Origin of the sequence: Mycolicibacterium mageritense (assembly GCF_010727475.1) — a bacterium.
GTDB lineage: Bacteria > Actinomycetota > Actinomycetes > Mycobacteriales > Mycobacteriaceae > Mycobacterium > Mycobacterium mageritense.
The window spans coordinates 6382254-6398362 of the sequence record NZ_AP022567.1; the positions used below are offsets into that span (position 1 = coordinate 6382254).

Annotated in this window: 16 protein-coding genes and 1 pseudogene; 14 read left to right on the plus strand and 3 right to left on the minus strand. The window is 68.0% G+C overall.

What is annotated here, in order from left to right; all coding sequences use genetic code 11:
- Positions 1-37: 37 nt before the first annotated feature.
- The 10 genes from hisD (at position 38) to G6N67_RS30780 (ending at position 9216) form a co-directional block, all read left to right on the plus strand.
- Positions 38-1366: a histidinol dehydrogenase gene (gene hisD, locus G6N67_RS30735; RefSeq protein ID WP_036441814.1), complete on the plus strand. Its 1329-nt coding sequence runs from the start codon at positions 38-40 to the stop codon at positions 1364-1366.
- Positions 1363-2487 carry a histidinol-phosphate transaminase gene (locus tag G6N67_RS30740; protein WP_036441817.1) on the plus strand — a complete coding sequence of 375 codons (1125 nt, stop codon included), beginning with the start codon at positions 1363-1365 and terminating at the stop codon, positions 2485-2487. Before hisD ends, G6N67_RS30740 begins: the two co-directional genes overlap by 4 nt.
- Positions 2484-3104, plus strand: a complete 621-nt coding sequence (gene hisB, locus G6N67_RS30745; RefSeq protein ID WP_036441823.1) for an imidazoleglycerol-phosphate dehydratase HisB — start codon at positions 2484-2486, stop codon at positions 3102-3104. The genes G6N67_RS30740 and hisB overlap by 4 nt, the downstream gene beginning before the upstream one ends.
- Positions 3101-3721 carry an imidazole glycerol phosphate synthase subunit HisH gene (hisH, locus tag G6N67_RS30750; RefSeq protein ID WP_036441826.1) on the plus strand — a complete coding sequence of 207 codons (621 nt, stop codon included), beginning with the start codon at positions 3101-3103 and terminating at the stop codon, positions 3719-3721. The genes hisB and hisH overlap by 4 nt, the downstream gene beginning before the upstream one ends.
- A 23-nt stretch (positions 3722-3744) precedes the next feature.
- A complete protein-coding gene (gene priA / locus G6N67_RS30755) occupies positions 3745-4479 on the plus strand; it encodes a bifunctional 1-(5-phosphoribosyl)-5-((5-phosphoribosylamino)methylideneamino)imidazole-4-carboxamide isomerase/phosphoribosylanthranilate isomerase PriA (RefSeq protein ID WP_036441829.1) in 735 nt (244 codons plus the stop codon).
- An 8-nt stretch (positions 4480-4487) separates the two neighbouring features.
- Positions 4488-5315 carry an inositol monophosphatase family protein gene (locus tag G6N67_RS30760; protein WP_229478326.1) on the plus strand — a complete coding sequence of 276 codons (828 nt, stop codon included), beginning with the start codon at positions 4488-4490 and terminating at the stop codon, positions 5313-5315.
- The gene (gene hisF, locus G6N67_RS30765; RefSeq protein ID WP_036441835.1) at positions 5312-6097 is read left to right on the plus strand and encodes an imidazole glycerol phosphate synthase subunit HisF; all 786 of its coding nucleotides are present in this window, start codon (positions 5312-5314) and stop codon (positions 6095-6097) included. The genes G6N67_RS30760 and hisF overlap by 4 nt, the downstream gene beginning before the upstream one ends.
- 22 nt (positions 6098-6119) lie before the next feature.
- The gene (hisI, locus tag G6N67_RS30770) at positions 6120-6473 is read left to right on the plus strand and encodes a phosphoribosyl-AMP cyclohydrolase (protein WP_036441838.1); all 354 of its coding nucleotides are present in this window, start codon (positions 6120-6122) and stop codon (positions 6471-6473) included.
- A gap of 153 nt (positions 6474-6626) precedes the next feature.
- Complete coding sequence (locus G6N67_RS30775; RefSeq protein ID WP_051579290.1) at positions 6627-8243, plus strand: N-6 DNA methylase; 1617 nt, start codon at positions 6627-6629, stop codon at positions 8241-8243.
- Positions 8233-9216, plus strand: a complete 984-nt coding sequence (locus G6N67_RS30780) for a hypothetical protein (protein WP_036441844.1) — start codon at positions 8233-8235, stop codon at positions 9214-9216. Before G6N67_RS30775 ends, G6N67_RS30780 begins: the two co-directional genes overlap by 11 nt.
- Before the next feature lie 24 nt (positions 9217-9240).
- Here the strand turns inward: G6N67_RS30780 and G6N67_RS30785 are convergent, their stop codons facing one another.
- Positions 9241-10038 carry an ABC transporter ATP-binding protein gene (locus G6N67_RS30785; protein WP_036441847.1) on the minus strand — a complete coding sequence of 266 codons (798 nt, stop codon included), beginning with the start codon at positions 10036-10038 and terminating at the stop codon, positions 9241-9243.
- Positions 10035-10705: pseudogene (locus G6N67_RS30790) on the minus strand (FadR/GntR family transcriptional regulator). Before G6N67_RS30790 ends, G6N67_RS30785 begins: the two are co-directional and overlap by 4 nt.
- 187 nt (positions 10706-10892) lie before the next feature.
- Here G6N67_RS30790 and G6N67_RS30795 point away from each other — a divergent pair.
- Positions 10893-12542, plus strand: coding sequence for a 2-isopropylmalate synthase (locus tag G6N67_RS30795; RefSeq protein WP_036441854.1), 1650 nt, complete (start codon positions 10893-10895; stop codon positions 12540-12542).
- Here the strand turns inward: G6N67_RS30795 and G6N67_RS30800 are convergent.
- Complete coding sequence (locus G6N67_RS30800; protein ID WP_036441857.1) at positions 12529-12984, minus strand: peroxiredoxin; 456 nt, start codon at positions 12982-12984, stop codon at positions 12529-12531. The two genes, G6N67_RS30795 and G6N67_RS30800, sit on opposite strands and share 14 nt — an antisense overlap.
- Before the next feature lie 51 nt (positions 12985-13035).
- Here G6N67_RS30800 and G6N67_RS30805 point away from each other — a divergent pair, with 51 nt between their 5' ends.
- From G6N67_RS30805 to trpC, 3 genes are all read left to right on the plus strand, one after another.
- Positions 13036-14565, plus strand: a complete 1530-nt coding sequence (locus G6N67_RS30805) for an anthranilate synthase component I (RefSeq protein WP_036441860.1) — start codon at positions 13036-13038, stop codon at positions 14563-14565.
- A 2-nt stretch (positions 14566-14567) separates the two neighbouring features.
- Positions 14568-15173: a TIGR02234 family membrane protein gene (locus G6N67_RS30810; protein WP_036442310.1), complete on the plus strand. Its 606-nt coding sequence runs from the start codon at positions 14568-14570 to the stop codon at positions 15171-15173.
- Between the two features lie 83 nt (positions 15174-15256).
- The gene (trpC, locus tag G6N67_RS30815) at positions 15257-16075 is read left to right on the plus strand and encodes an indole-3-glycerol phosphate synthase TrpC (RefSeq protein WP_036441864.1); all 819 of its coding nucleotides are present in this window, start codon (positions 15257-15259) and stop codon (positions 16073-16075) included.
- The last annotated feature ends 34 nt before the right edge of the window (positions 16076-16109 follow it).

Genomic DNA, 16109 nt, shown 5'->3' on the forward strand with positions numbered 1-16109 from the left:
TTTTATTCAGCTGGACTGATCAGGGACAATTGTGGCGATGCCCGAATTTCAGATGTCCCGTATCGACCTGCGTAACCGTTCCATGAACGCCGCGCAACTGCGTGGCGCCCTGCCGCGCGGTGGCGTCGACGTGGACGCGGTCGTGCCGAAGGTCCGTCCGATCGTCGAAGCGGTCGCCGAGCGGGGTGCCGTCGCCGCCCTGGAGTACGGCGAGTCGTTCGACGGAGTGCGGCCCGCGACGGTGCGGGTGCCTGCCGCCGCGTTGGCGCAGGCGCTCGACGAGCTCGCCCCCGATGTGCGCGCCGCGTTGCAGGTGTCGATCGACCGCGCGCGGGCTGTGCACGCCGATCAGCGCCGCACCGACACCACCACGGTCCTGGCTCCCGGTGCGACCGTCACCGAGCGGTGGGTGCCCGTCGAACGGGTCGGCCTCTACGTGCCGGGCGGCAACGCCGTCTATCCGTCGAGCGTCGTGATGAACGTGGTGCCCGCGCAGACGGCTGGCGTCGACTCCCTGGTGATCGCGAGCCCGCCGCAGGCCCAGTTCGGTGGACTGCCCCATCCCACGATCCTGGCGGCCGCCGCGCTCCTCGGCGTGGACGAGGTGTGGGCGGTCGGCGGGGCTCAGGCCGTCGCGTTGCTGGCCTACGGCGGCACCGACACCGACGACACCGAGCTGGCGCCGGTCGACATGATCACCGGCCCCGGCAACATCTATGTCACGGCCGCCAAGCGCATCTGCCGTTCCCAGGTGGGCATCGACGCCGAGGCCGGACCGACCGAGATCGCGATCCTGGCCGACCACACCGCAGATCCCGTGCACGTCGCCGCCGACCTGATCAGCCAGGCCGAGCACGACGAGATGGCCGCCAGCGTGCTGGTCACCGACAGCGTCGCACTCGCCGACGCCACCGACCGCGAACTCACCGCTCAATTGGCCACCACGGTGCACGTCGAGCGCGTCACCGCGGCGCTGTCCGGTCAGCAGTCCGCGATCGTGCTCGTCGACGACATCGAGGCAGGCATCCGGACCGTCAATGCGTACGCGGCCGAGCACCTGGAGATCCAGACCGTCGACGCTGCCGATGTCGCGGGCCGGATCCGTTCGGCCGGCGCGATATTCGTGGGAGCGTGGTCGCCGGTGAGCCTCGGCGACTACTGCGCCGGATCCAATCACGTGCTGCCCACCGCCGGCTGCGCGCGTCACTCCAGCGGGCTTTCCGTGCAGACGTTCCTGCGTGGCATCCACGTGGTGGAGTACGACGAGGCGGCACTGAAAGACGTTTCCGGACATGTGATCACGCTGTCGAAGGCAGAGGATCTACCCGCCCACGGCGAGGCAGTACGACGGAGGTTCGAGCGGTGACAGAGGTGACATTGGCCGATCTGCCGCTGCGGGACAACCTGCGCGGCAAATCGCCTTACGGGGCACCGCAGCTGCAGGTTCCGGTGCGGCTGAACACCAACGAGAACCCGCACCCGCCCACGCAGGCGCTCATCGACGACGTCGCGGCTTCGGTGCGCGACGCCGCTGCCGAACTGCACCGGTATCCGGACCGCGACGCGGTCGCGCTGCGCACCGATCTGGCGGCCTACCTGACCTCGGCCACCGGAGTGACGCTGACCGCCGAGAACCTGTGGGCGGCAAACGGTTCCAATGAGATCTTGCAGCAGCTCCTGCAGGCTTTCGGCGGGCCGGGCCGCAGCGCGATCGGTTTCGTGCCGTCCTACTCGATGCACCCGATCATCTCCGACGGCACCCAGACGGAATGGTTGCAGGCCGCCCGCGCCGGCGATTTCAGCCTGGATGTGGACGCGGCCGTGGCGGCGATCGAAGACCGCAAGCCCGACGTCGTGTTCGTGGCGAGCCCGAACAACCCGTCGGGACAGAGCGTTCCGCTCGATGACCTGCGCCGGCTGCTCGACGCCATGCCGGGCGGCATGCTGATTCTCGACGAGGCCTACGGCGAATTCTCGTCGCAGCCCAGTGCGGTCGCACTGCTCGCGGAGTACCCGGCAAAGCTCGTGGTGTCCCGCACCATGAGCAAGGCGTTCGCCTTCGCCGGCGGCCGGCTGGGTTACCTGGCGGCCTCACCGGCCGTGATCGACGCCCTGCTGCTGGTGCGGTTGCCGTACCACCTTTCGGTGCTCACCCAAGCCGCGGCCCGGGCAGCGCTGCGCCATGCCGACGACACCCTGGGCAGTGTGGCCACCCTCGCCGCGGAACGCGACCGGGTCAGCGCCGAGCTCGCCCGGCTGGGGTATCGGGTGATTCCCAGCGACGCCAACTTCGTACTGTTCGGTGAATTCGCCGACGCACCCGCGACCTGGCAGCGTTATCTCGACGCGGGCGTGCTGATCCGCGACGTCGGCATCCCCGGATTCCTGCGCACCACCGTCGGCCTGGCCGCGGAGAACGACGCCTTCCTGGCCGCCAGCGCCGAATTGGCCAAGACCGAACTCACCAGCCCAGTAGGAGCGCCATGACCGCCTCGGCGAACCGCCGCGCAAGAGTCGAACGCAAGACCAAGGAATCCGACATCGTCGTCGAGATCGACCTCGACGGCACCGGTGTCGTCGACATCGACACCGGGGTTCCGTTCTTCGATCACATGCTGATCTCGCTGGGCAGCCACGCCAGTTTCGACCTCACCGTGCACGCGAAGGGTGACATCGAGATCGAGGGTCACCACACCGTCGAGGACACCGCGATCGTGCTGGGCCAGGCGCTCGGCCAGGCACTGGGGGACAAGGCCGGTATCCGCCGGTTCGGCGACGCCTTCATCCCGATGGACGAGACGCTCGCGCACGCTGCGGTCGACGTGTCCGGCCGGCCGTACTTCGTGCACAGCGGAGAACCGGACTACATGGTGGAGTTCACCATCGCCGGGTCGAGCACGCCGTACCACACCGTGATCAACCGGCACGTGTTCGAGTCGTTGGCGTTCAACGCCCGCATCGCCCTGCACGTGCGCACCATCTACGGCCGCGATCCCCACCACATCACCGAAGCCCAGTACAAGGCCGTGGCGCGGGCATTGCGCCAAGCGGTCGAGTACGACCCCCGCGTGACCGGCATACCGTCAACCAAAGGCGCTCTGTGACAAAGAAAGTCATCGTCCTTGACTACGGGTCGGGCAATCTCCGCTCGGCCCAGCGGGCACTGGAGCGGGTCGGTGCCGAGGTCGAGGTGACCGCAGATCCGGGCGCCGCGGCCGCGGCGGACGGCCTGGTGGTGCCGGGCGTCGGGGCGTTCGAGGCCTGCATGACCGGACTGCGCGGCATCGGCGGCGAGAAGATCATCGCCGACCGGCTCGCGGCCGGGCGGCCCGTGCTCGGGGTGTGCGTGGGGATGCAGATCCTGTTCGCGCGCGGCGTCGAATTCGGTGTCGAGTCGGCCGGCTGCGGGCAATGGCCGGGGTCGGTGACGCGGCTCGATGCCCCGGTGATCCCCCACATGGGCTGGAACGTGGTCGAGGCTGCGGCGGGCAGCACGCTGTTCAAAGGGCTCGACGCGGCCACGCGCTTCTATTTCGTGCACTCCTACGCCGCACAAACCTGGGAGGGCAAGCCGGATGCGTTGCTCACCTGGGCAACCCATCACGTGCCGTTCCTGGCCGCGGTCGAGGACGGTCCGCTGTCGGCCACGCAGTTCCATCCCGAGAAGAGCGGTGACGCCGGTGCGGCGCTGCTGCGCAACTGGGTCGAGAGCCTGAGCTGACGAGACAAGTAAGGTAGCCCCACGTGTCATTAATTCTTCTTCCCGCAGTCGACGTCGTGGAAGGTCGCGCCGTGCGACTGGTCCAGGGCCAGGCCGGCAGTGAAACCGAGTACGGCTCGGCGCTGGATGCTGCCCTGGGCTGGCAGCGCGACGGCGCCGAGTGGATCCATCTGGTGGATCTCGATGCGGCATTCGGCCGGGGATCCAACCGCGAACTGCTCGCCGAGGTGGTCGGGAAACTCGACGTGGCAGTCGAATTGTCGGGCGGTATCCGCGACGACGAATCGCTCAAGGCGGCACTGGCCACCGGTTGTGCCCGGGTCAACCTCGGCACCGCCGCGCTGGAAAACCCACAGTGGTGTGCCCGCGCGATCGCCGAGCACGGTGACAAGGTCGCCGTAGGCCTCGACGTGAAGATCGACGGCGGTGACTACCGGTTGCGCGGCCGCGGTTGGGAGACCGACGGCGGCGACCTCTGGCCCGTGCTGGAACGCCTTGACGGCGAGGGGTGTTCGCGCTTCGTCGTGACCGACGTCACCAAGGACGGCACCCTCAACGGCCCCAACCTCGAGCTGCTGAGCAGTGTCGCGGCGCGGACCGAAGCACCGGTGATCGCTTCGGGTGGTGTGTCGAGCCTCGACGATCTCCGGGCCATCGCCACGCTCACCGACCAGGGCATCGAAGGTGCCATCGTCGGAAAGGCCTTGTACGCCGGACGGTTCACGTTGCCGGAGGCGCTGGCCGCGGTCAGCGGATAGCCGCGCTGATGGCCCCGAACACGATGGACCCGTCGCGGTTGGAGAGCCTGGTCGCCACGGCCGCCGAGATTCTCGACGCCGCGGCGGTGCCGTTCGTCGCGGGGCACCGCGCCGATTCGGCGGTCCGCAAGAAGGGCAACGATTTCGCGACCGAGGTCGACCTGGCCATCGAACGCCAAGTCGTGCGGGCATTGACCGAGGCGACCGGCATCGGCGTGCACGGTGAGGAATTCGGTGGCGAGCCGATCGATTCGCCCTTGGTATGGGTGCTCGACCCGATCGACGGGACGTTCAACTATGCGGCGGGATCACCCATGGCGGCCATCCTGCTGGCCCTGTTGAGCGACGGAGAGCCCGTTGCCGGGTTGACATGGTTGCCGTTCATGGGCCAGCGATACTCCGCATTGGCGGGGCAGCCGTTCCGGGACAACGGCATCGCGCAACCTCCGCTCGCCTCACCGGGACTGGCCGACTCGATCGTCGGTATCCAGACGTTCAACATCGAGTCACGCGGACGGTTCCCGGGACGCTATCGCGCGGCCATACTGGCGAACCTCAGCAAGGAATGCTCGCGGCTGCGGATGCACGGGGCGACCGGTGTCGACCTCGCCTACGTCGCTGCCGGGATCCTCGGTGGCGCCATCAGTTTCGGCCACCACATCTGGGACCACGCGGCAGGTGTCGCCCTGGTCCGCGCCGCGGGCGGCATCGTGACCGACCTGACCGGTGCGCCGTGGACACCCACATCGAAATCCGCGCTGGCCGCAGCGCCGGGCGTGCACGAACGAATGCTGGAAATCGTGAAATCCACTGGCAACCCGGAGGACTACCTGTGAGCACCAGTACCGACGTGGCCACGAGGGTGATTCCGTGCCTCGACGTCGACGCGGGCCGGGTGGTCAAGGGAGTCAACTTCGAAAACCTCAGGGATGCAGGCGATCCCGTGGAACTCGCGGCCGCCTATGACGCCGAGGGCGCCGACGAGCTGACGTTTCTCGACGTGACCGCGTCGTCGTCGGGCCGCGCCACCATGCTCGAGGTGGTCAAGCGCACCGCCGAGCAGGTCTTCATTCCGCTGACGGTCGGTGGCGGGGTGCGCGCGGTCGAGGATGTCGACGTGCTGCTGCGCGCCGGCGCCGACAAGGTGTCGGTCAACACCGCTGCGATCGCACGCCCGGAACTGCTCGCCGAGATGTCGCGGCAGTTCGGGTCGCAGTGCATCGTGCTGAGTGTCGACGCGCGCACCGTGCCCGAGGGCAGCACCCCGACGCCGTCGGGCTGGGAGGTGACGACGCACGGTGGCCGCCGGGGTACCGGCATCGACGCCATCGAGTGGGCCGTGCGTGGTGCGGAGCTCGGCGTCGGCGAGATCCTGCTCAACTCGATGGACCGCGACGGCACCAAGGCCGGTTTCGATCTGGCAATGCTCCGCGCGGTGCGCGCTGCGGTGTCGGTTCCCGTGATCGCCAGTGGCGGCGCCGGTTCCGTGGAACATTTCGCGCCCGCGGTTGTTGCAGGGGCTGACGCCGTATTGGCGGCGAGCGTCTTCCATTTCCGCGAATTGACCATCGCGGAGGTGAAGGCGGCGATGGCGGCGGAAGGGATCACCGTCCGATGAGCGCAGATCGAGGTGTGGTCAGATGAGTCTGGATCCGAACATCGCCGCGCGACTCAAGCGTAACGCCGACGGTCTGTTCACCGCCGTGGTGCAGGAACGTGGCACCGGTGACGTGCTCATGGTCGCCTGGATGGACGACGACGCCCTGGCCCGCACCCTCGAAACCCGCGAGGCCACCTACTTTTCCCGGTCCCGCGGTGAGCAGTGGATCAAAGGTGCGACGTCCGGGCACACCCAGCACGTGCATTCGGTCCGCCTGGACTGTGACGGTGACACCGTCTTGCTCGAGGTCGACCAAGTCGGCGGCGCCTGTCACACGGGTGCGCATACGTGCTTCGACGCGGATCTGTTACTCGGGGCCGAACCCGAGGGATAGCCAGCTGCGAAAATGCACTGAGCGCCCACCGACCACGCTTTCCGGTGCACCGGCACCGCAGCTGACGGTTCCGGCAAACGGTTCGATCAGAGCAGTGGAATCATCAGCGTTGCGGTGCCCGAACTTGTCGGTGCCGTCGGCAACAATGACGGGATGACCGACACCGCTGCGATCCGCAAAGCGCGCGGTGCTTTCTTCACCCCGCCGGACATCACCCGTTATCTCACGCGATGGGCGGTCCGGGACGCCAACGATACGGTCTTCGAACCCGCGGCCGGGGAAGCCGCGTTCCTCGTCGAGGCGGTCAATCGACTGGCGGAGCTGGGTGCTGCACAGCCGTCGGTGGACGGCGTGGAGCTCCACGCCGCCAGCGCGGCCACTGCGCGCAGACGCGTCGCCGACGCCGGCGGCACGGCTCGGATCACGACAGCCGACTTCTTCACCATCGAACCGCGACCGGCCTACGCGGCGGTGATCGGCAACCCGCCCTACATCCGGTACCAGGACTTCCGGGGCATGGCCCGCGCGCAGTCGCGCCGCGCCGCGCTCAACGCCGGGGTGGCGCTCTCCGCGCTGGCGTCCAGCTGGGCCGCGTTCACCGTGCACGCCGCGCTGTTCCTGCGGCCCGGTGGCCGGATGGCCCTGGTGCTGCCCGCCGAGCTGCTCAGCGTGAATTATGCCGCCGCGGTACGGAAGTTCCTGTTCGACCGGTTCGCCCGCGTCGAATTGGTGATGTTCGACGAGCAGGTCTTTCCCGAGGCCGAGGCCGATGTGGTGCTGCTGCTGGCCGACGGATTCGATGAGGGCCCGTCGGGGCATGCCGTCATCCACCGGGCCCAGAATGCGCGATCGCTCAGTTCCGAACTGGTGCAACGCAGTTGGTCGCCACGCGACCCGTCCGACAAATGGGTCAGCGGCCTGATCGGCAACGCACCGGTGGAGACGCTGCACGGCCTGGAGGCCGCGGGCCTGTTCACGCCGCTGGAGCAGTGGGGGGACACCACGCTCGGCATGGTGACCGGCAACAACGGCTTCTTCGCGCTGTCGCCCGACCGAGTCCGCGAATTGGGCCTGCGGCGCACCGACCTGTTACCGCTGTCGCCGCCCGGCAGTGCGCACCTGCGGGGCCTCACCTTCACGGCCGAGCAGGCCAGGAAACTGGGGGAGGACGGCAGAGCGGTGCATCTGTTCCGTCCGGTCGGCCGGCTGTCGGCAGCGGCGCAGCGCTATGTCGATGCGGGCCATGCCGCCGGCGTGCACCTGGCCTACAAGTGCCGGGTCCGCACGCCCTGGTATCAGGTGCCGCTCGTGCCACCGGCCGACCTGCTGTTGACGTGCATGAACGCCGACACTCCGCGGCTGGTCACCAACCGCGCGGGTGCGCATCACCTCAACTCGGTGCACGGGGTCTACCTGCGTGACGGGCTCACCACGGCCGGCAGGGATCTGCTGGCGCTGGCCGCGCTGAACTCGGTGACCCTGCTGCATGCGGAGATGGTGGGCCGATCGTATGGCGGTGGCATCCTCAAGATCGAACCGCGAGAGGCCGATCGCTGGCTGGTGCCATCGCCCGAGTTCGTCGTCGCCCGCGCCGCAGAACTCCGCGCCGCCCGCCGCCCGGTGGCCGCCCTGCTGGCCCGAGGTGCGCTCCTCGAGGCCGTCGATGTCGTCGACGCGGCGCTTGCCGTCGGCACCGATCTGGATTCGATACGGGCAGCGCGTCATTCGTTGGCAACCCGGCGGGCGGTAAGGTCACGGCGTGCCCGCTGAACCGTCGACGAAAGCCACCGCTTGGGCAATCTTCGACCGGATCGTGGCCGACGCCGCTCCCGGCGGAGTGCACACCAACCCGTGGGTGCGTATCGACGGCGCCTTGACATACGCGCCCGATTTTCGGGTGCTGCGCCGGTTGCTCGGTGTCCCGCTGTATCTCGACGCGCCGTCGACCACGGGGGTGCCGGCCCTGGCATTGGACGTGTGGCTCTCCTACGAGCTGCGTCGTGCCGGGTTCGACCCACAGGCCGTCTGGCCGCGTGCCACCGAACCACGCATCATGCCCGGCGCCATCGCGAATCTGCTTGACGCCCTTCCGGTCCGCGAACGTCAGCTCATCGAAACTCGGCTGCGCCGCTCGATGAAGGGCGTGTCGGGTTCGAGTGCGAGTGTGCTCGGCAAGCATTACATGAAGCAGGTCGACGTGGTGATGTCAGACTGGGACACCGGGCCTGAGTTGCTGATCAGCACCAAGCGCATGGATTCCAGCTTCGGCAAGAACGCCGCCAACCGGGTCGAGGAAAGCTACGGCGACGCCAAGAATCTGCGCTTGCGGCATCCGCTTGCGGCCCTCGGGTTCGTCTACGGTCTGCGCTCGACCATCTTGACCTCGGAGCCGGACAAGGCCGAATGGCTCATCGATCTGTTGGCCAAGCTCGGCACCGAGGATGACGCGTACCACGCTGTGGCGCTGATCATGATCGACCACGATGCCGAACCGAGCGACGAGATCGAGGAGGCCGACAGCATCGAAACAGCCGATCCTGACACGCTTTTCGAGATCGTCGACGTCGCCACCGCCGCAGTCGACGAGGCCGTCGCCGCGCTGCCCGACATCGCCATCCGCCATGACACGGTGCCCCCGGAGCTACAGCCGGCGCGGTTCCTCGCGACCATGGTCAAGCGCGTCATCGACACCACCCCGGTAACCCGGCACCGGGAGGCCCGACGGCGACTCCGCGAAGCTTAGCCTCCCCAACGCGTAGGACGCGGGTCAGAGCACGCGGGAGCTGGCCTTGGCCCGGGCCGTCCACCGGCCGTCCTCGTGCCCCACGACAACCGGGTGCTGGAACGCCTCGGTCACATTCTCGGTGGTGACCGTCGACAATGCGGCACCGCTGGCGACCGTGCGGCCCTGACCGATCAGCAGGGCGTGCGTGGTGGACGTCGGCAGCTCCTCCAGGTGGTGGGTGACCAGGATCGAGGCCATGCCTGGATGCGAGTCGTCCAGCGTGTCAAGGGTTTCCAGGAGCTGTTCGCGCGCAGCGACGTCGAGGCCCGTGGTCGGCTCATCGAGCAACAACAGGTGCGGATCGGAGATCAGTGCGCGCGCGATCAGGGTGCGGCCGCGTTCGCCTTGGGACAACGTCGGCCAGACCGCGTCGACGCGAGCCGACAGGCCCACGGTGTCGATCAGCTCCTCGGCGCGGGCCACCTGCGCGGGGCTCGGCTCCCAGCGCGCCGCGGTGTCGATCGTGGCGGTGATTCCGGTGAGCACCACTTCGCGCACAGTCAACGGGTACTGCAGGCGGTGGCGGGGATTGACGTGGCCGATCGAGCGGCGCAGCACCGCCAGATCGGTGCGTCCCATCTGCCCGCCCAGTACGCGCACCGTGCCGGTCGTCGGAAACGTCACGGCCGCACAGAATCCCAGCAGCGTGCTCTTACCCGCGCCGTTCGGGCCGAGCAGCGCCCAATGTTCGCCGGCCTGCACGGTCAGCGAGATGCCGTCGATGATCTGCTTGCCGTCGCGACGGAATGTCACGTCGGTGATCTCCAAAACTGGTGTCATGAAAAGGATTCCTTCAGTGCGCTGAGGTGGGTTCGGCTTGATGCGGATGCCGCGGCGGGGTCACGCGCGATGATCGCGTCCGCGAGCTGCTGGTGCAGGGCGTGGTCGCACGGCTCCGATTCGATCGGCTTGATCTTGAGCATGTCGATCATCGCGAGCCGCAGCCGCGGCAGGAAGGCGTCGAACAACTGCGTCAGCACGTCGTTGTGGGCTGCGGCGATCACCGCGCGGTGAAACGCCATGTCGGCGTCCACGTGATCGGGTACCGACTGGCCTTCGACGCCGCGGGCGGCCAGGGTGCGGCGGATCGCGCGCAGATCGGCGGGGTGCGGCGGGTCGCGGCGAGGGCAGCTGCCTCGGCCTCGATCGCGATGCGGGCCTCGATCACCGAGGCGATGGTCGTCCGCCGCAGCACGGTGTCCCAATCTTCGGCCACATCCAGCGCGGTGACGAACACGCCCGCACCCTGGCGACTGTCCAGGACGCCCTTGCCCGCGAGCTCGCGGATGGCCTCCCGTAGCGTCGACCGGCCCACACCGAGCTGAGCGGCCAGCGTGGTTTCGCCGGGCAGCCGGTGGCCGAGCGGCCATTCACCATCACGGATACGGGTCAGCAGCAGCTGCGCGGTCTGCGCCGCCAACGGATGCCGTTGCACCTGGGAAACCATCAGAACCTCTCTACTTGTCTGAGGAGTTGTGTATAGTCTAGCCATCATGACGCGCGTGCTTCTCCTTAGCTGCCTCGGCAGGGCCTGACCGACCGGCCCCCTGCCGTGGGGCTCTGTCGCGCCGGTCGATTTCACCCCGACCGATCAGGAAGCACTCATGAACTGGAACCGTCAACAAACCTCTGGAATGCCCTGGCATCGTTACACCGATGTCTACCACCGCGTGGATGTACCACTGGCCCAACGCCGTTGGCCCGACGCACGGATCACCGAAGCGCCGCTGTGGGTGCCCGTCGACCTGCGCGACGGCAATCAGGCGCTCGCCGAACCGATGGACCCGGACCGCAAACGCCGATTCTTCGAACTGCTGGTCGCCATCGGGTACAAGGAGATCGAGGTCGGTTATCCGTCGGCCTCACAGACCGACTTCGACTTCGTGCGCCTGCTCGCCGAAACCGACATTGCGCCACCAGACGTCACGATCGTGGTTTTCACGCCCGCCCGGCGCGACCTGATCGAACGCACCGTGCAGTCGGTCCGCGGCATCAGCAACGACGTCGTCATCCACATGTATGCGGCCACCGCGCCGGTGTGGCGAAACACGGTGTTGGGCAAGGACCGAGCGGAACTGCGCGAGCTGATCCTCTCCGGGGCGCGCGACGTCGCCGAGTTCGTCGACGACGCCACCAACATTCGATTCGAGTTCTCCCCGGAAGTCTTCAACCTCACCGAACCCGACTACGTCCTGGAATTGTGCGATGCCGTCACCGACCAGTGGCAGGCCACGCCGCAGCGTCCGGTGATCCTCAACCTGCCCGCCACCGTGGAGGTGGCCACTCCCAACGTGTACGCCGACCAGATCGAGTACATGCATCGCAACATCGCGCGCCGGGACAGCGTGATCCTGTCAGTACACCCGCACAACGACCGCGGCACCGGCATCGCGTGCGCCGAATTGGCGGTCCTCGCCGGCGCGCAACGCGTCGAGGGCTGTGTGTTCGGCAACGGGGAACGCACCGGCAACGTCGACATCGCCACCCTTGCGCTCAACCTCTATGCGCAGGGTGTGGATCCGATGATCGACTTCTCCGACATCGACGCCATCGCCCGCACAGTCGCGCACTGCACCAGAATGCCGATTCACGAACGGCACCCGTACGTCGGCGACCTGGTGCACACGGCGTTCTCCGGAACGCATCAGGACGCGATCAAGAAGGGGCTGGCCGAACATCGCAACAGGGCCGCGGCAGAGGGCCGGGACGAACGTGAAATCGATTGGCGGGTACCGTATCTGCCTATCGATCCGGCCGACATCGGCCGGACCTATGACGCAGTGATCCGGGTGAACTCACAGTCGGGCAAGGGTGGGATCGCCTACCTGCTGCTCACCGAGTACGGGCTGGACCTGCCGCGCCGGCTGCAGATCGACTTCGCCCGGCACGTGCAGACCCACACCGACCGATCGGGTGCCGAAATCACCGCCGCCGACTTGTACGACTTGTTCGAGGCCACCTACCTGGACAACCGGGGTTCGGTGGAGCTGAAGGACTGGCACACCGGCGGCGACTCGGGCACGGAAATCACCCTGGCGGTCGATGGCCGGGCGCAGACCAGCGCACACCGCGGGATCGGCCCTGTCGACGCCTTGGTGCAGGCGCTCGGCGACATCGGCAGGCGCGTCGAGGTGCTGAGCCTGACCCAACAATCGGTCGGCAGCTCTGCGGTCACCTACCTGGAGTACCGCCGGGACGGTCAGGTCCGCTGGGCGTGTGGGCGCAGCGAATCGGTGCTCGCGGCGTCGATGGCAGCGGTGATGCGGGCCGTCAACGAGCCCTGAGCACCTCCAGCGCCTTGTCGGCGTGGGTGTCCATGCTGATCTCGCTGGAGATCACCTCCAGCACGGTGCGGTCGGTGTCGATGACGAACGTGGTCCGCTTGACGGGCATGAGCTTGCCGAGCAGGCCACGTTTGACGCCGAAATGGCTGGCCACCTTGCCGTCGGCATCGGACAGCAGCGGATAGTCGAACCGCTGGATGTCGGCGAACTTGGCCTGCTTGGCGACCGGGTCGGTGCTGATGCCGACCCGGGACGCGCCGACATCAGCGAACTCTGCGGCGAGATCCCGGAAGTGGCAGGCTTCCTTCGTACAACCCGGCGTCATCGCCGCCGGGTAGAAGAACAGCACCACCGGGCCGTCGGCGAGCAAACTGGTCAGGCTCCGCACCGTGCCGGTCTGATCCGGCAGTTCGAACTCGGCAACGGTATCGCCACGTTTCATGGCTGCCTACGCTACGCCAGCAGCAGTCACCAGGTCTGGGAGGATTGACCCGTGCAAAACCCCGTCGACAACCTCGCCCGGACGACTTCGCGCGATGATTTCCGGGCCCTGGCCGCCGAGCACCGGGTGGTACCGGTGACGCGCAAGGTGCTCGCCGACTCCGAGACGCCGCTGTCGGCCTACCGCAAGCTGGCCGCCAACCGGCCCGGCACGTTCCTGCTCGAGTCCGCGGAGAACGGCCGGTCCTGGTCGCGATGGTCCTTCATCGGTGCCGGTGCGCCCTCGGCCCTGACGGTGCGTGACAACGAGGCGGTGTGGCTGGGCACCACCCCGCAGGGCGCGCCGACCGGTGGCGACCCGTTGCAGGCGTTGCGGACGACGCTCGACGTGTTGGCCACCGCTGCGTTGCCCGGTCTGCCGCCGCTGTCGGGGGGCTTGGTCGGGTTTTTCGCCTACGACATGGTGCGGCGGCTGGAGCGGCTGCCCGAGTTGGCGGTCGACGATCTGGGGCTGCCGGACATGCTGCTGCTGTTGGCCACCGACATCGCGGCCGTCGACCACCACGAGGGCACCATCACGTTGATTGCCAACGCGGTGAACTGGAACGGCACCGACGAACGTGTGGACTGGGCGTATGACGACGCCGTGGCCCGGCTCGACGTGATGACCAAGGCGCTGGGGCAGCCGTTGACCTCGACGGTGGCCACCTTCAGCCGGCCCGCGCCCGCGGCCCGGGCCCAGCTCACGCTCGAGGAGTACGGCGCGATCGTGGAGAAGCTCGTCGGCGACATCGAGGCGGGCGAAGCCTTCCAGGTGGTGCCGTCGCAGCGGTTCGAGATGGACACCGAGGCCGACCCGCTCGACGTCTACCGGATCCTGCGGGTGACCAATCCGAGTCCCTACATGTATCTGCTCAACGTGCCCAATGCCGAAGGCGGACTGGACTTCTCGGTGGTCGGGTCGAGTCCCGAGGCGTTGGTGACCGTCAAGGACGGGCGGGCCACGACGCATCCGATCGCGGGCACCCGCTGGCGTGGGCAGACCGAGGAAGAGGACGTGCTGCTCGAAAAGGAGCTGCTGGCCGACGACAAGGAGCGCGCCGAGCACCTCATGCTGGTCGACCTGGGCCGCAACGACCTCGGCCGGGTCTGCCGGCCCGGCACCGTGCGGGTCGAGGACTACAGCCACATCGAGCGCTACAGCCACGTGATGCACCTGGTGTCCACGGTGACCGGTGAGCTCGCGGAGGGCAAGACAGCGCTGGATGCGGTGACCGCGTGCTTCCCGGCGGGAACGCTGTCAGGCGCGCCCAAGGTGCGGGCGATGGAGCTGATCGAGGAAGTCGAGAAGACCCGCCGGGGTCTCTACGGCGGCGTGCTGGGGTACCTGGATTTCGCCGGCGACGCCGATTTCGCGATCGCGATCCGAACCACGTTGATGCGTGACGGCATCGCCTACGTGCAGTCGGGCGGGGGAGTCGTGGCCGATTCCAACGGGCCGTACGAGTACAACGAATCAGCGAACAAGGCCAAAGCCGTGCTCAACGCGATCGCGGCCGCGGCAACCCTGGCCGAGCCATGAGGTTGATGCGGATCGCGCAGGTTCTGCTCGTCGTCGCCGCCGGGGCGTTGTGGGGCGCGTCGCGCATGACCTGGGTGCAGGTCGGCTCGTTCGACGGGCTCGGCCAGCCCAAGACGACCACCTTGACCGGCGCGACCTGGTCGACGGCGCTGATTCCGCTGGCATTGCTGTTGCTGGCGGCCGCGGTGGCTGCGCTGGCGGTGCGGGGGTGGCCGATGCGACTGCTGGCGCTGCTGGTCGCGGCGGCAAGTGCAGGCATGGGTTACCTGGCGGTCAGCCTGTGGGTGGTCAAGGATGTCGCCGTACGGGCCGCTCACCTGGGAGAAGTGCCGGTAGCGCAGCTCACCGGGACCGAGCGCTTCTACGGCGGCGCGGTCTTGACGCTGGTGGCAGCGGTGTGCGCGTTGGTCGGTGCGGTTCTGTTCATGCGCTCCGCGGCCAAGGGGCGTACCGCCGCGACGCGCTACGCCGCGCCCGCGGCTCGTCGCGCCGCGGCCCAGGCTGACGAATCCGGTGAACCGCTGTCCGAACGCATGATCTGGGACGCGTTGGATGAGGGGCACGATCCCACAGGTGAGGGGACCGATCCGGACAACAAGGGTCGGTGACAGGACGAGGTGTGGTGGCGACTACCCTTCCAGGGAGGTCAACCGGGATCGTCCCGGGCACACCGGAAAGGAATCGACGGGCGATGAGTTCGGCCACAGTGCTCGACTCCATCATCGAAGGCGTGCGCGCCGACGTTGCCGCCCGCGAGGCCGTGATCAGCCTTGCCGACATCAAAGCGCGGGCCAAGGATGCTCCGGCACCGCTCAACGTGATGGCGGCGCTGCGGGAACCCGGTATCGGTGTGATCGCAGAGGTGAAGCGGGCCAGCCCGTCGCGCGGCGCGCTGGCCAACATTGCCGATCCGGCTGAGCTCGCCCGCGCCTACCAGGACGGCGGCGCCCGCGTGGTCAGCGTGCTGACCGAAGAGCGCCGTTTCAACGGCTCGTTGGCGGATCTCGACGCGGTACGGGCAGCGGTGTCAATTCCGGTGTTGCGCAAGGACTTTATCGTCAAGCCGTACCAGATCCACGAGGCCCGTGCGCACGGTGCCGACATGCTGCTGCTGATCGTGGCGGCGTTGGAGCAGTCGGTGCTGGAGTCACTCCTGGAGCGCACCGAATCGCTGGGGATGACGGCACTGGTCGAAGTGCACACCGAGGAGGAGGCGGACCGCGCCCTGACGGCCGGCGCCACCGTCATCGGGGTGAACGCCCGCGATCTGAAGACCCTTGAGGTTGACCGTGACTGCTTCGCGCGCATCGCGCCGGGTCTTCCCAGCAAGGTCATCCGCGTCGCAGAATCCGGTGTCCGGGGCACCGCCGACCTGTTGGCCTATGCCGGTGCCGGCGCTGACGCCGTACTCGTCGGCGAAGGCCTGGTCACCAGCGGAGACCCGCGCACCGCGGTGGCCGATCTGGTCACTGCGGGAACCCACCCGTCCTGCCCGAAACCGGCTCGTTGATTCGGCAATGAGCCGCCGGCACGAAGAGGCACAC